Raw genomic sequence first — 14,436 nt, 5'->3', positions numbered from 1 at the left:
CAGCATGCAACCTAGCATGCCTATCATGAACATCGAGAAACTTCATCTGCCCAAGGGCATCAATAGCGCTCCGGCAACTACGCGCCAGCGCGCCGCCGGACTGGCGCGCCTCACCGAATGGGCCGGTCCATTCGCGCCATTGGTCCAGTTGTTGTGCATCGGGCTGCTCGTCCTGTCGGCTTTTCGGATCGCATTACTCGCATGGCAATGGCCGCGTGTGGCTGCGACCGGCATCGTGCCCGAGATCCTGCTGCAGGGCGTGCGCGCCGACTTGATCCTGCTTGGCTATTTCCTCGCCGTCCCCTTGCTGCTGGCGCCCTTGCTGGCGCACGCCCGCAGCGCCCGCCTGTGGCGCCGCGCCAGCGTGGCCTGGACCGGCTTCGCGCTGATCTTCATCGTGTTCATGGAAGTGGCCACGCCCCAGTTCATCATGCAATACGATGCGCGGCCGAACCGCCTGTTCATCGAGTACCTGGGTTATCCGCAAGAAGTGTTCTCGACCTTGTGGCATGGCTTTCGCACCGCGCTGCTGCTGGGTTGCGCGCTGACCATCGTGCTCGGCGTCGCCCTGGTGCGCCTGCTCAAGCGGACTGCGGCCGGCATGACGCTGTGGCCGAGCCGCAAGCTGCTGCTGGTCTGGCCCATCCTGTGCCTGCTGGTCTTCATGCAGATCCGCTCCACCACCGGCCATCGTCCGGCGAACCCGGCCATGTTCGCGCTGACCGGCGATGCGATGGTCAATTCGCTCGTCATCAATTCGGCCTGGTCGGTGCTCGATGCGGTCCGCTCGATGGGCAACGAGGCCAAGTCGTCCGAGATCTATGGCGACTTTCCGCGCGAACAGGTGTTTACCGAGGTCAAGGCGGCGCCCTGGCTGCGCGACTATCGTTTCCCGAATCCGGAACTGCCGACCCTGCATTACCAGCAGGCCGCGGTCCAGCGCGCCAAACCGCTCAACCTGGTCATCGTGTTGCAGGAAAGCCTGGGCGCCACCTTCGTGCAATCGCTGGGCGGCCTGCCGGTGACGCCGGAGCTGGAAAAGCTCAAGGACGAGGGCTGGTGGTTCGAGCAGCTGTACGCCACCGGCACCCGCTCGGTGCGCGGCATCGAGGCGGTGGTGGCCGGCTATGCGCCGACGCCGGCGCGCAGCACGGTGAAACTGTCTCTGTCGCAGAACAATTTTTATACGCTGGCCGACGGGCTGGGCCGCCAGGGCTATCACACCGAGTTCGTGTATGGCGGCGAAGCCCACTTCGACAATATGCGCAGCTTCTTTACCGGCAATGGCTTCCAGAACATCGTCGATATCGGCGACATGCAGCCGCGATTCGTCGCCAGCTGGGGCGCTTCGGACGAAGACCTGTTCGACAAGTCGCTCGAGCGCTTGAAGAAACTGCATGCGCAGGATAAACCGTTCTTCAGCCTGATCTTCACGTCCTCGAACCACGAGCCGTTCGAATTCCCGGACGGCAAGATCACATTGCACGACCCGGACAAGCAGACCGTGAACAACGCGGTCAAGTATGCCGATTACGCGCTGGGCAAGTTCATCCGCGAAGCGAAGCAGCAGGCCTACTGGAAGGACACCGTGTTCCTGATCGTGGCCGACCACGACAACCGCGTCTATGGCGATAGTCTGGTGCCGATCAAGAAATTCCACATCCCGGGCCTGATCCTGGGCGCCGACGTCGAACCGAAGCGCATCGCCCCCATCGCGAGCCAGGTCGACCTCGCTCCCACCTTGCTGTCCTTGCTGGGCGTATCGAGCACGCACCCGATGATCGGGCGCGATTTCGCGAAGGACGCGAAGACGCCGGGCCGCGCGCTGATCCAGTTCAACGACTATTTCGCCTACCTGGAGGGATCGCACGCGACCGTGCTGCGGCCCGGCCAGGCGCCGCTCGCCGCGCGCTACGACGCGGCCAGCGGCGGCTTCGATCCCGGCAGCGGCACGCCCTCCACGGGGGAGGTCGACCGCGCGATGGCGCACGTGATGCTGCCGTCGCTGCTGTACCGCGAGCAGCGCTACCGGACGCGCTAGCAATTCCTGGTCCGCGCAAGGCGGGTGGCCGGCAGCCCCGGCGCACCCGTCATTTCCACTTACAATATCCGCATGCGCATCCTCATCGTCGAAGACAATCCCGACATCCTGGCCAATCTATACGGCTTCCTCGAGCCGAAGGGCTACACGGTCGATTCCGCCCGCAACGGCTATGGCGGGCTCGCGCTGGCATCCGAAAACAGCTATGACGTCATCGTCCTCGACGTCATGCTGCCTGGCCTGAACGGCCTCGAACTGTGCCAGAAACTGCGCACCGAGTTGCGCACGCAGACGCCGGTCCTGATGCTGACCGCGCGCGACAGCCTGCCCGACAAGGTGGCCGGTTTCGACAGCGGCGCCGACGACTACCTGGTCAAGCCGTTTTCGCTGGTCGAACTCGACGTTCGCCTGAAGGCGCTGACCCGGCGCGCGGGCGGGCAGCATGCGTTCAGTCCCGCCTTGCGCTTCGGCGGCCTGGTGTTCGATCCCGACCAGCAGGATGCCTCGCGCAACGGCACCAGGGTGGTGCTCACCAAGACCGGTTACATCCTGCTGCGCTGCCTGATGGCGGCGGCGCCGCGTATCGTGCCGCGCGAAGCGCTCGAGCAGGCGGTGTGGGGCGACGACCGCCCCGAGAGCGACGCCTTGCGCACCCATATCCACGCCTTGCGCCAGGCCATCGACAAGCCGTTCGACGTCTCCCTGATCCATACCGTGCCGGGTGTGGGCTACCGGCTCGCCTTGCCCGATGCGCAAGGTTGATTCGCTGAGCCGACCCATCGTCGGCGCCTTCATCCTGTTCGGCGTCGTGCTGTCGGTATTCTTTGCCGTGCTGGCGGCGCTGGTGGTCGAGGGCATCGAGGTGCACCTGGTCGACGAGCGGCTGGCCGAAGTCGAGAAATGGGCCCGTCCGCGCGCCGCGGCGGGACTGCCGGCGGATCTTCCCGCCGGCCTGCGCTTTCATCGCGGCGCGGACATACCGGGCTCGCTGCGCGGCTTGCCGGCCGGCGTGTCCGAGGCCGAGATCGACGGCATCGGCCTGCACGTGCTGTCCGGCGCGGACGAGCTCGGCCCCTACGTCGTGGTCGACCACGAAAGCGACTACGAGCAGATCGAGCTGCTCGTGTATTCGATGTTCGCCACCTTCTTCGCCGGCTTCGTCATCCTTGCGCTGTTCCTGGGCCGCTTCGTCGGCAGGCGCATCGTCACGCCCATCCGCGAACTCGCGGACGCCGTCGGGCATGGCGACTTCTCGTCGCCGCATACCGAGCGTGTCGACGAGCTGGGCGTGCTGGCGCGGGCGCTGGATGCGCACACCACCGAGCTGCGCGAATTCCTCGACCGCGAACGCTTCTTCACGGGCGACGTGAGCCACGAACTGCGCACGCCGCTCACGGTCATCATGGGCGCGGCGGAGATCCTGATCGAAGGCGCGCAAGGCCCGGCGGTGCGCGCGCCCGCCCAACGCATCTACCGCGCCGCCCAGGAAGCGACCGAGTGCGTGACGGTCCTGCTGCTGCTGGCGCGTGCGCCCGAGCTGGGCGCGTTCGCGCCGGTGTCGGTGAGCGAGATCGCGCGCCGCGAGACCGAGCGCTACCAGTCCATGGTGGCGGACAAGCCGGTGACCTTGCGCTGTGTCGGCAGCGCCGACGTGAGCGTGCGCGCGCCGGCCGAACTGTGCGCGTCGGCGATCGCCAACCTGGTGCGCAATGCCTGCCAGTACACCGAACAGGGCGAGGTGACGGTCGTGATCGAGCCCGGACGCGTCACGGTGGAAGATACCGGACGCGGCCTGCCGGATGCGGTGCGGCTGACGCTGGGCGAAGGCGCGATGGCGATCCCCTCCAGCGGTTCGGCCGGGACCGGACTCGGCCTGTCGCTGGTCCGGCGCATCTGCGAATACCTGGGCGCCTCGCTCGTCTACGCGAATCGCCAGGGTGGCGGCAGCCGCTTCAGCATCGTCTTTGCGGCCGAGTTCACGCAATCCTGACGTCGGCTTGACGGCCGCCTGACCCCGGCTTTTCTATCCTTCAGGCAATGCAGCCCGTGCGCTGCCTTGCCCCCGAAGGATGGAGAGGATGGAAAAGCTGTTCGCAAGAAGAATCGATGCGCCGGTGCTCGTGCTGGCCGTGGCGCTGTTGCTGGCCAGCGTCGGCAATATCAAGTTCTGGGCGGTCCTGAGCAGCGCCGCGGGCGGCTTCTCGCTGGACAGCCTGCCGCTGCTGGCCGGCTCGTTCCTGATCGTGGTGCTGTTCTTCAACGCCTGCCTGACGCTGGCCAGCTTCCGCCCCGTCGCCAAGCCCTTGCTGATCGCGCTGGTGCTGGCCGCATCGGCCGCCAGCTATTTCATCGCGACTTACGGCATCGTCATCGACAAGGCCATGATCCAGAACGTGTTCGAGACCGACACGCGCGAGGCCACGGAGCTGGTCAGCTGGCAGATGGCGGCCAGGATCGGCCTCCTGGGCGGGCTGCCCGCGTGGGCGATCTGGCGCGCCAGGATCGCGTTCCCGCGCGGCGCGCGCGGGTTGCTCGAACGCGCCGGCATCGCCGGCGGCTCGCTGATGCTGGCGCTGGTGCTGCTGGCGCTGCTGTACAAGAGCCTGGCGCCGGCGCTGCATGAACATCGCGAACTGCGCTTCCTGCTCACGCCGACCAACTTCATCCAGGCGACGCACGGCTACCTGCGCGCGCGCTGGGCGGCCCCCATCGTGGTCGCGCCGCTCGGACGCGACGCCGTCAAGGGCGCCGCGTGGAAGGGCGCGCAGCGCCGCACGCTGACCGTGATCGTGGTTGGCGAAACGGCGCGCGCGGCGAATTTCTCGCTCAACGGCTATGCGCGCGACACCAATCCGCTGCTGGCGCGCCAGGGCGGCCTGCTCAACTTCTCGCGCGTGCGTTCCTGCGGCACCGCCACCGCCGTCTCGGTGCCCTGCGTGTTTTCGGCCTTCGGCCGCGAGGACTACAGCCAGTCGAAGGCCGAGCGCCAGGAAGGCTTGCTCGACGTGCTCGCGCATGCCGGCTTCGACGTCGTCTGGCGCGACAATAACTCCGGCTGCAAGGGCGTGTGCGACCGCGTGCGCTACGAGGACCTGGCGCGGCCGAAGCCGGGCAGCCCTTGCGCGGACGCCGAATGCCACGACGAAGTCCTGCTCGACGGCTGGCCCGAACTGCTGCGCCGCGGCGGCAGGGACATGGTGGTGGTGCTGCACCAGAAGGGCAGTCATGGTCCGGCCTATGCCAGCCGCTATCCGCGCGCCTTCGGCCGCTTCGGTCCGGTATGCACCAGCAACCAGTTCGAGACCTGTTCGCGCGAATCGATCCGCGCCGCCTACGACAACACCATCCTGTACACCGACTACTTCCTGAGCACGACCATCGACCGCCTGCGCGCGCTGGCCCAGGACGAGGACGTCGACACCGCGATGCTGTACTTCTCGGACCATGGCGAATCGCTGGGCGAGAACAACGTCTACCTGCACGGCACGCCCTATCTGTTCGCGCCGCGCGAGCAGACCGAGGTGCCGATGATGCTGTGGATGTCGGACGGCTTCAGCGAGCGCTTCCGCATCGACCGGCGCTGCCTGGGCCAGCGCCGCGACCAGCCGCTGTCGCACGACAACGTGTTCCACTCGGTGCTGGGCATGCTCGACGTGAACACGGCGGTGCTCAATCCGCGGCTCGACATCTTCCATGCCTGCGTGCGGGGCGTGTGAGATGGGCGCCGCCACTTCTGCCGCGCTGCTGCCGGCGCGGGCCATCCGGCGCATGGCGGCGGCGCTGGCCGCCGCCGCGCCGGTCATCTTCTGGATCGGCCGCTGCACCGACCTCGACCTGGCGCTGGCCGATGCGGTGTTCGATGCCGCCAGCGGCGTCTTCCCCTGGCGCCATGCCTGGCTGGCCGAGACCTTCGGCCACGTGATCCTCAAATGGCTGCTGATGCTGCTCGCGCTGGGCTTCATCGGGCGCGCCCTGGCCGACCTGGCCTGGCCACGCGCCGCCATGAGCGGGCAGGCGCGCCTGCGGCTGCGCTTCGTCGCGCTGTCGGCGCTGCTGGTGCCGCTGGCGATCAGCATGCTGAAGCGGTTCAGCACCTCGCATTGTCCATGGGACTTGCTGCGCTATGGCGGCGACCAGCCCTATGTGCGCCTGTTCGAGGCCTTGCCCGCCGGCGCCGTCGCCGGACAATGCCTGCCGGCCGGGCATGCCTCGAGCGCCTTGTGGCTGCTGTCGATGGCGGTGTACTGGCTGCCGGCGCGCCCGCGCATGGCGGGCGCGGTGGCCGTCCTCGCGCTCGCGTTCGGCGCGGCGGTCGGCTATCTGCAGCAGCTGCGCGGGGCCCATTTCATGACCCACACCCTGTGGTCGATCTGGATCGCCTGCGCCATCGTCCTGTTCCTGGTCGCCGCCCCGCGGGCGCGGCCATCCAACCCCTTACCGGAAACCGTCCATGTCGCAACAGCAGATCAGTGAATTCAAGAGCAAGCAGGGCCTGGGACGGATACTGTCCGCGTCCCGCTATTCGGCCGAGGGCCTGAAGTTCGCATGGCGCTCGGAACATGCGTTTCGCCAGGAACTGATGGTGGCCCTGCCGGCCATGCTGGTGGCCGCGTTGCTGCCGCTGCCGGCCCTCGAGCGGCTGGCGCTGGTCGCGGTGCTGGTCATGGTGCTGGTCGTCGAGCTGCTCAATTCCGCCATCGAAGCGGTGGTCGACCGCATTTCACTCGAGCGCCATCCTCTGTCCAAGAGCGCCAAGGACCTGGGCAGCGCGGCCGTCGCGCTGGCCGTCATGCTCGCTGCCCTGACCTGGGGCGTGCTCGTGCTGCCGCTGCTGTTCGGCTAGCCGGGCGTGTGCTCCTCGGCCTTCGCGGGCCGCGGCGCCGGCTGGCGCCGCAGCCTGCGCCCGTGGCGCTTGAGCCAGTGCTCCAGGTCGTCGATATAGGTGTAGACGGCCGGCACCACCAGCAGGCTCAATAAGGTCGAGGTGATCAGGCCGCCGATCACCGCCACCGCCATCGGCGAGCGGAAGCTCGGGTCGCCCGAGAAGCCCAGGGCCAGGGGCAGCATGCCGGCGCCCATGGCGATGGTGGTCATCACGATCGGGCGGCTGCGCTTGTGGCAGGCGTCGACCAGGGCCTCGAAGCGCTCCATGCCGGCTTCGCGCGCCAGGATCGCGTAGTCGACCAGCAGGATCGAGTTCTTGGTCACGATCCCCATCAGCATGATCAGGCCGATCATGGTCGGCATCGACAGCGCATTGCTGGTCAACAGCAGGGCGACGAATGCGCCGCCGATCGACAGCGGCAGCGCCGCCAGGATCGTCACCGGCTGCATGAAGTCCGAGAACAGCAGCACCAGCACGCCATAGATGCACAGCACGCCGATCAGCATCGCCACCCCGAAGCTGTTGAACAGCGCCTGCATCTCTTGCGCGTCGCCCAGCTCGGCGATCGTCACCGACGACGGCAGCGACTGGAACACCGGCAGCGCGCGCGCCTCGGCATTGACTTCGCCCAGCGCGCGGCCCGACAGCTCGACGTCGAGCGTCACGTTGCGGCTGCGGTTCAGGCGGTCGATCTGGGCCGGGCCGCTTTCCATGGTGATGTCGGCGACGGTGGACAGCAGCACCGGGCCGTTCGCGCCGGGCACCGTCAGGCGACCGATGGCGTCGAGGTCGGCGCGCACCGCGTCCGGCAGCTTGACCCGGATCGGCACCTGGCGCTCGTCCAGGTTCATCTTGGCCAGCGACTGCTCGTAGTCGCCGGCGGTGGCCACGCGCACCGTCTCGCCGATCGACGCCGCCGTCACGCCCAGGTCGGCCGCGCGAGCGAAGTCGGGCCGCACGATGATCTCGGGGCGCACCAGCGAGGCGCTGGAACTGACGTTGCCGATGCCGCGCAGGGTGCGCAGCTCGCGCTCGGCCTGGCGTGCGGCGGCGGTGAGCGCCTGCGCGTCGTCGCTGCGCAGCACCAGCTGCATCTTGGTGCCGGCGTCCGGTATGCCGACCGTGAAGCGGGCGCCGGGGATGTCCACCAGCGTTTGCCGGATGTGGTTCTCGATCACGCCCAGCTTCACGTCGCGCTCGCTGCGATGCACGGTGGTGATGGTCAGCACCGCGCGCCGCGCCTCGGCCGCCGCGCCGGGCGAGAAGGCGTCGCCGCTGGAGCCGCCGCCGATCGAGCTGAACACGCTCTGCACACCGGCCACCTTCATGACTTGCTGGCGCACCTGCTCGGCCACCGCATGGGTCTGGGCCAGGGTGGCGCCCGGCGGCAGCTCGACGTTGACCTGGCTCTGCGAGCGGTCGGCCGGCGGCATGAAGCCGGTCGGCAGCAGCGGCACCAGGGCCAGCGAGCCGACGAAGAACAGGGCCGCGCCGAGCATGGTCAGGCCGCGCCGGCGCAGGCACCACCGCATGACGGCGAGATAGCGGCGCATCAGCGGGCCGTCCTGCGGCTCGTGGCCCGGCTTGCCGGCGTTCTTCGGCGCCTTGAGCAGGTAGGCGCACATCATCGGCGTGAGCAGCCGCGCCACCAGCAGCGACGCCAGGATGGCCAGCACCGCGGTCCAGCCGAACTGCTTGAAGAATTTGCCGGGGATGCCGCCCATGAAGGCGGTCGGCAGGAACACGGCGACCAGGGCGAAGGTGGTGGCGATCACCGCCATTCCGATCTCGTCGGCCGCTTCCAGCGCCGCCTGCATCGGCGTCTTGCCCATGTGGAGGTGGCGCGAGATGTTCTCGATCTCGACGATCGCATCGTCGACCAGCACGCCGACCACCAGCGCCAGCGACAGCAGCGTCACCATGTTCAGGGTGTAGCCGAACAGGTACTGGCCCAGGAAGGCCGGGATCACCGACAGCGGCAGGGCGGCGGCGGCGATCAGGGTCGCGCGCCAGTCGCGCAGGAACCACCACACCACCAGCACCGCCAGCAGCGCGCCTTCGTACAGCATGTGCATCGAGGCGTCGAAGTTTTCTTCGACCGAGTAGGAGTTGTCGATCACTTCCTTGATGACCAGCTTGGGATTTTCCTTGCCCAGCTGTTCCATGGCGGCGCGCGCCCCGGTGGCGACGTCGATCTCGCCGGCGCCGCGGGTGCGGAACACCTCGAAGGCGACCACCTTGCGGCCGTCCTGTTCGGCCAGCGCGCGCTGCTCCTCGACCGTGTCGGTCACGTTCGCCACCTGGTCCAGGCGCACGTGGCGGCCGTCCGGCAGCGGGATGTCCATCGCCGCCAGCTGCTGCGCGGTCTGCACGGTGGCCAGGGTGCGCACCGACTGCTCGACGCCGGCCACGTCGCCGCGCCCGCCCGGCGCCTCGCGCTGCACATTGCGCAGCTGGCGCGACACATCCAGCGCCGACACGCGCAGCGCCGCCATGCGTTGATCGTCGAGTTCGACCCGCACTTCGCGCGTCACGCCGCCCACGCGTTTTACCGCGCCCAGGCCGGGCACGCTCAGCAGGCGCTTGGAGACGTCGTTGTCGACGAACCAGCTCAGGTCCTGGTCGTCCAGGCCCGAGCCTTGGCTTGCTGCGACGGTGAAGGTCGAGACCACGCGGCCGGCGGTGGCGGTCTTGGTCACCGTCGGGTCGCGCATCTCGGCCGGCATGTCGGCGCGCACGCGCGAGACCGCGTCGCGCACGTCGTTGACGGCATCGGCCGGATCGCGTTCGAGGATGAACTCGACCGTGATGGTGGCCACGCCGTCCAGCACGCGGGTATAGATGTTCTTGATGCCTTGCAGGGTGGCGATCGAGTCTTCCATCTTGCGCGCGACTTCGGTCTCGAGCTGGGCCGGGGCGGCGCCGTCGAGGGTCGCGGTGACGGTCACGATCGGCAGCTCGATGTCCGGGAAGTCCTGCACCTTGCTGGCATTGAAGGCCAGCAGCCCCGCCACGGTGAGCAGGGCGAACAGCATGATCGCCGGGATCGGATTGCGGATCGAGAGGGCGGAGAAATTCATCGCGTCGTCCTCAGCGCGCGGCCGTGGCGCGGGTGGCCCCCGGCGCCGGCGGCGCCCGGAGCGCCGTACCGGCGATATTGCGCACCAGGTCGCCGTCGTTGAGGAAGCCGGCGCCCTGGACCACGATCGCCATGTCGGGGGTCAAGCCGCTGACCACCTCGACCCGCTCGCCCAGCCGGCGTCCCAGGTTCACCTTCACCTGGCTCACGCGGCTGTCGGCATTCAATCGGAACACGTAGCTGAAGCCGTCGCGCACGGCGACCGCCTGCTGCGGCACCGTCAGCGCGTTCGACGCGCCCAGCTCGAAGCGGCCGCTGGCGAACATGCCGGCCTTGAGCGGCATGTCGCTGGACAGGGACGGCGGCAGGTCGACGTAGACCAGGGCGATGCGGGTCTGGGGATCGACCGACGGCGCCACGGTGCGCACCTTGCCGGCGATCTCGGCCCCGCTGGCGGCGCGCACGACGGCGCGGCTGCCGGGCTTGATGCGGCCCAGGTCTTGCGCCACGACTTCGGCGCGCCATTCGAGGCGGCCCTGGCGGATCATGCGGAACAGTTCGGTGCCGACGCCCACCACGGCGCCGACGGTGGCGCTGCGCGCCGAGATCACGCCGCCGTCGGGGGCGACCACCTGCGTATACTTCAGGCGCAACTGCTGCTGGGTGAGGGTGGCCTGGGCCGATTTCACGCGCGCCGCGGCGGTCATTTCGCCGGTGACGTACTGGGTGACCTGCTGTGCGCTCAGCGCGCCGGAGCTTTCCAGCGCGCGGGCGCGGTCGGCGTTCGCCTTCGCTTCCTTCTGGTTGGCCTGGGCTTCGAGCAGCGCGGCGCGCGCGCCTTCGATCTCGGCGCGCACCGTCTCGTCGGCGAACACCGCCAGCACCTGCCCCTTCTTGACCACGTCGCCGACGTTCACCCGCACCTCGGCCAGGCGCAGGCCGTTCGATTCGCTGCCGATCACCGCCTCCTGCCAGGCGGCGATGCTGCCGTTGGCGGTGAGGTTGATCGGCAGGCTGGTGGTGGCGGGACGGGCCGTGGTGACGCTCAGGGCGGGGCGCGGCGGCGCTTTTGCATCCTCCGCTGTGGCGCGGTTGGCCGTGGCGAATGCGATAGTGGCGCACAGGGCGGCGGCGCCCAGGGCAATGACGAGCGTACGCGGAGCGCGAGTGTTTATCATGGTCTCTATGTCTTTTGGCTATAGCAAAGAAGTGTAGCAAAAGCGATACGGCAGGCAGGTGCGCACGCGCCGTGCCATGGCCGGTGCGCCTGCGTAGGCGGAGCGGTTCGTTGGCCCGAAAGGCGGCCGAAAAGGAGGGAGTATCGGGGAAAAGGAAATGGCGCACTGCCGCAAACGCCCAGGCCGCCGGCCCCGTTTAGAGGGCTTCCTCTATTGAAACAACTACAGTACTTCTACCGTATTGCACTGCACAATAAAAAAGACTATATTGGAACCGTCTCCTCCAGTTTTCTCCGAAAATTGGATTCCCGCCCGCCAACCACCAGGTTCGCGGGCGTTTTTTTTTGCTTATGGAAGAGATTCAGGCGTCTTCGCCTTGGAAGGCGTTGGCGCGCCAGGTCAGCACCAGCGTGTCGCGGTAGCCGTGTTCTCCCAGCGGCTGGATCGGCGTCGATTCGTGGATCACGGCGGCGTCGTCGAGCAGCAGCAGGGTCCAGGGCTCGAGCATCGTGAAGCGCTGGCCGGCCGGGCCATGGGCGTCGAACACGCGCGTTTCGCCGCCCTTGATGTCCTTGCGATTGATGAGGATCACGGCCACGAAGTTGACGCCGTCGCGATGCGCGCCTTCGGGCGTGGGGCGGCCGATGCCGTCGGCGGTGTCGATCCGGAACTGGTGCGCTTCGACGAACCAGCGCTGCTGGCCCGCGACCGTTGAACAGACCGCGCCCAGCGCGCGCAGCAGCCTGTCCCAGGCCGGATTGGCGACGGTGGCCGCTTCCATCGGCGCGAACAGGCGGTGCATGCCGCCGTGCAGCGCGTTGTACTCGACCGGTTGCCAGTGCGCGCGGTGCGGCGTCTGCGTCAACTGGCCGGCGTCGTCGATGAAGCAGGAATGGCGCCGGCGCCGGTAGCGGCCGCCGTCCTTGAGGTATTCGTCGAGCTCGAGCCGGTCCCAGCTCGGCACGAGCGAGTCCAGCTCGCCGATGCCGCAGCCGGCCAGCGCGGCGACGTCGGCAGGACGCAGGACGGCGTAACCGGTGCTGCGCAGGGCGTCCGTCAGCTGTGACGGCGCGAGATAAGGGAGTTGCGTTTGCAATGTAGTCATCCCGCTAGCGTAGCACTTTTCGTCTTTACGGGTGACCGCCCCCGCCGAACGATCGATGCGCTGGATCAGACAGCCGGCAGGCGTCGTCACCACTGTTTGACCAGGGTCAGGCGCAGCGAGCGCGGCTCGATCGGGTGGAAGTGCACGTCGGCCACCGGCGCGGCCTCGCCCTGCAGCTGCGACTCGTAGAAGTAGTCGATGGCCGAGGCGCGCCGGTTGGTGAGATTGAAGCCTTCCAGCTCCAGGCGCAGGTCGTTCGCCAGCCGGTAGCCGATGCGGCCATTGAGCGTCAGGCTCGAACGCGAGCGCACGCTGTCGTCCTCGATCAGCGGACGCGGGCCGAACCAGCGCAGGCGCAGGGAACCCGACCACGGGCCGCTCGGGTCGACCGTCACGCCCAGCTGGGCGACGCCTTCGATGGCGCCGGGAATGCGATTTCCTTCGAGGTTTTCGCCTCGCGAGCGGGCGCGCGCCCAGGCCGCGTCGAGGTCGATCGACAGCCACTTGAGCGGGCGGTAATAGTTCGAGAACTCGATGCCGTAGCGGCGGCTCGGATCGCCTGCTTCGGTATTGCCGGCGTCGCCGATATAGGTCAGCTCGGAATCGAAGTCGAGCCGGTACACGGCCAGCGAGGTCTGCATCTTCGGGATGGCCTCGGTGCGCACGCCGAACTCGAACCCGCGCGAACGCACCAGGCCGGGCGTCGGGTCGACCGCCTCCAGGGTCTTCGGGTCGACGGTCGCCACCGTGCCGCGCGCGTCGTTGCTGTGGAAGCCGTGGCCGTAGTTGGCGTACAGCTCGGTCGCGGCCCACGGGCCATAGACGATGTTCAGGGTCGGCGTGACCAGCGTGTCGTGCGCCTTGCCGGCGTTCTCGAGGCGGTCGCCGTCCACGCGGAAGCGGTAGTTGCTGGCCCGGACGCCCGCCACCGTGCGCAGCGCGTCGCTCCAGCGGGTCGCGTTCTCGATGAAGACGGCGCCGCTGGTCTCGACGATATGGTCTTCGCGCGTGGTCGCGATGCGCTGGCGCCGGCGCGTGTCGTACAGGCCGTTGAAGATATTGTCGTTCTGGAGCTGCGCGCCCACTGTCAGGTCGGACGACAGCTCCTCGGTGCGGTGCATGTGCCAGGTGTGGGTGGCGTCGATGCCGGTGGTGACGCGGCGGTCCGGCTGGGCGAACTGGTCGCCGTTCACCGGGTCGTTCAGGAAATAGGTGAAGTTCGAGAACAGCGCGAGCTGGTTGCGGATCGCGTAGGCGCTCACCTTGCTGGCCGAATCGGCGTCGGTCCGGCGCCAGACGCCCGACAGGCTGAAGCGCCGCGCCTCGCCGCCGTCGCTGTCGTCGACCAGGTCGTATCGCCCGATGCGGCCATCCTGCACCGCGCGCAGCGGGATCTGGTCGGTGGAGTTCCAATCGCCGCGATAGCCCATCGCGGTGACGCTCCAGCCGTTATTGGCGTAGCCCTGGCTGAACCGCAGCACGGCATTGAACTTGCGGTAGTCGTCCGGCCGCGTCCACGGGCCGTCGTTATGCATCGCTTCCAGCGCGTACAGCAGGCTGCCGCCCGCCACCGCGGGCGATCCGGCGATCATGGCGCGCCGGTAGCCGTCCTGGCCGACGGTGGCCGAGGCGACGTCCTTCACCAGCCGGTTGGCATAGGTGAGCGAGGCCACGCCGGCCGACGAGAAGTCGCCTTCGCGCGCCGAGTACGGGCCCTTGCGGTAGTCGAGGCGGCCGACCAGCTCCGGGATCAGGAAGTTCAGGTCGGTCCAGCCCTGGCCGTGGGCGTGGCTGCGCTGGTTGACCGGCATGCCGTCGACCCAGGTCGCGAGGTCGGTGCCGTGGTCGAGGTTGAAGCCGCGCAGGTAGAACTGGTTGGCCTTGCCTTCGCCGCTGTGCTGGCTGGCGATCAGTCCGGGCGTGACCTCGAGCAGCTCGCCCGGGCGATAGGCGATGCGGCCGGCCAGGTCCTTCGCGCCGGCACTGCCGGCGCCGGCCGAATCGGCGATCCCGAGCTGGGAGGCGCGGGCGCCTTCGACCAGCACGCGCTGGAGCTGGAAGTCGTCGGCATGGACGGCGGACGTGGCGGACAGCGCGGCCAGCGCGCAGGCGATAGGACGAAGAATCATGGCGTTCGGGAAGGTGTTT

At 68.3% G+C, this 14,436-nt stretch carries 10 protein-coding genes; 6 read left to right on the top strand and 4 right to left on the bottom strand.

What is annotated here, in order from left to right; all coding sequences use genetic code 11:
• The first annotated feature begins 16 nt into the window (after nucleotides 1–16).
• The 6 genes from ABIB42_RS16370 to ABIB42_RS16345 all read left to right on the top strand — a co-directional run bounded on the left by ABIB42_RS16370 (nucleotide 17) and on the right by ABIB42_RS16345 (nucleotide 6,884).
• Nucleotides 17–2,041 carry an LTA synthase family protein gene (locus ABIB42_RS16370; RefSeq protein WP_429248648.1) on the top strand — a complete coding sequence of 675 codons (2,025 nt, stop codon included), beginning with the start codon at nucleotides 17–19 and terminating at the stop codon, nucleotides 2,039–2,041.
• Nucleotides 2,042–2,113: 72 nt separating this feature from the next.
• Nucleotides 2,114–2,803, top strand: a complete 690-nt coding sequence (locus tag ABIB42_RS16365) for a response regulator transcription factor (RefSeq protein WP_005665572.1) — start codon at nucleotides 2,114–2,116, stop codon at nucleotides 2,801–2,803.
• Nucleotides 2,790–4,031 (top strand): sensor histidine kinase, encoded by a 1,242-nt coding sequence (locus ABIB42_RS16360; RefSeq protein ID WP_005665573.1) that lies wholly within the window; start codon nucleotides 2,790–2,792, stop codon nucleotides 4,029–4,031. The genes ABIB42_RS16365 and ABIB42_RS16360 overlap by 14 nt, the downstream gene beginning before the upstream one ends.
• Nucleotides 4,032–4,119: 88 nt before the next feature.
• Nucleotides 4,120–5,757: a phosphoethanolamine transferase gene (locus ABIB42_RS16355; protein WP_005665574.1), complete on the top strand. Its 1,638-nt coding sequence runs from the start codon at nucleotides 4,120–4,122 to the stop codon at nucleotides 5,755–5,757.
• Nucleotide 5,758: 1 nt separating this feature from the next.
• Nucleotides 5,759–6,514 (top strand): phosphatase PAP2 family protein, encoded by a 756-nt coding sequence (locus tag ABIB42_RS16350; RefSeq protein WP_429248647.1) that lies wholly within the window; start codon nucleotides 5,759–5,761, stop codon nucleotides 6,512–6,514.
• A complete protein-coding gene (locus ABIB42_RS16345) occupies nucleotides 6,492–6,884 on the top strand; it encodes a diacylglycerol kinase (RefSeq protein ID WP_219861142.1) in 393 nt (130 codons plus the stop codon). Before ABIB42_RS16350 ends, ABIB42_RS16345 begins: the two co-directional genes overlap by 23 nt.
• Here ABIB42_RS16345 and ABIB42_RS16340 read toward each other — a convergent pair.
• The 4 genes from ABIB42_RS16340 to ABIB42_RS16325 all read right to left on the bottom strand — a co-directional run bounded on the left by ABIB42_RS16340 (nucleotide 6,881) and on the right by ABIB42_RS16325 (nucleotide 14,417).
• Nucleotides 6,881–10,006, bottom strand: a complete 3,126-nt coding sequence (locus ABIB42_RS16340; protein WP_005665579.1) for an efflux RND transporter permease subunit — start codon at nucleotides 10,004–10,006, stop codon at nucleotides 6,881–6,883. The genes ABIB42_RS16345 and ABIB42_RS16340 overlap by 4 nt on opposite strands.
• 10 nt (nucleotides 10,007–10,016) lie before the next feature.
• Entirely contained in the window at nucleotides 10,017–11,183 is a 1,167-nt protein-coding gene (locus ABIB42_RS16335) for an efflux RND transporter periplasmic adaptor subunit (RefSeq protein ID WP_005665582.1), read from the bottom strand.
• Between the two features lie 361 nt (nucleotides 11,184–11,544).
• A complete protein-coding gene (locus tag ABIB42_RS16330) occupies nucleotides 11,545–12,288 on the bottom strand; it encodes a 2OG-Fe dioxygenase family protein (protein ID WP_071363767.1) in 744 nt (247 codons plus the stop codon).
• A gap of 86 nt (nucleotides 12,289–12,374) precedes the next feature.
• Nucleotides 12,375–14,417 (bottom strand): TonB-dependent receptor, encoded by a 2,043-nt coding sequence (locus ABIB42_RS16325; RefSeq protein WP_429248646.1) that lies wholly within the window; start codon nucleotides 14,415–14,417, stop codon nucleotides 12,375–12,377.
• Nucleotides 14,418–14,436 lie beyond the last annotated feature (19 nt).

This window comes from Massilia sp. UYP32 (genome assembly GCF_050434365.1).
In the GTDB taxonomy this organism is placed as follows: Bacteria; Pseudomonadota; Gammaproteobacteria; order Burkholderiales; family Burkholderiaceae_D; genus Telluria; species Telluria timonae.
This window is presented reverse-complemented; position numbering and strand designations above follow the sequence as displayed.

Bases quoted from the DNA above. Each gene is read 5' to 3' on its own strand.
- ABIB42_RS16350 (WP_429248647.1), top strand. From the start codon at position 5,759: ATGGGCGCCGCCACTTCTGCCGCGCTGCTGCCGGCGCGGGCCATCCGG.
- ABIB42_RS16360 (WP_005665573.1), top strand. From the start codon at position 2,790: ATGCGCAAGGTTGATTCGCTGAGCCGACCCATCGTCGGCGCCTTCATC.
- ABIB42_RS16325 (WP_429248646.1), bottom strand. From the start codon at position 14,417: ATGATTCTTCGTCCTATCGCCTGCGCGCTGGCCGCGCTGTCCGCCACG.
- ABIB42_RS16355 (WP_005665574.1), top strand. From the start codon at position 4,120: ATGGAAAAGCTGTTCGCAAGAAGAATCGATGCGCCGGTGCTCGTGCTG.
- ABIB42_RS16330 (WP_071363767.1), bottom strand. From the start codon at position 12,288: ATGACTACATTGCAAACGCAACTCCCTTATCTCGCGCCGTCACAGCTG.
- ABIB42_RS16345 (WP_219861142.1), top strand. From the start codon at position 6,492: ATGTCGCAACAGCAGATCAGTGAATTCAAGAGCAAGCAGGGCCTGGGA.
- ABIB42_RS16335 (WP_005665582.1), bottom strand. From the start codon at position 11,183: ATGATAAACACTCGCGCTCCGCGTACGCTCGTCATTGCCCTGGGCGCC.
- ABIB42_RS16365 (WP_005665572.1), top strand. From the start codon at position 2,114: ATGCGCATCCTCATCGTCGAAGACAATCCCGACATCCTGGCCAATCTA.
- ABIB42_RS16340 (WP_005665579.1), bottom strand. From the start codon at position 10,006: ATGAATTTCTCCGCCCTCTCGATCCGCAATCCGATCCCGGCGATCATG.
- ABIB42_RS16370 (WP_429248648.1), top strand. From the start codon at position 17: ATGCCTATCATGAACATCGAGAAACTTCATCTGCCCAAGGGCATCAAT.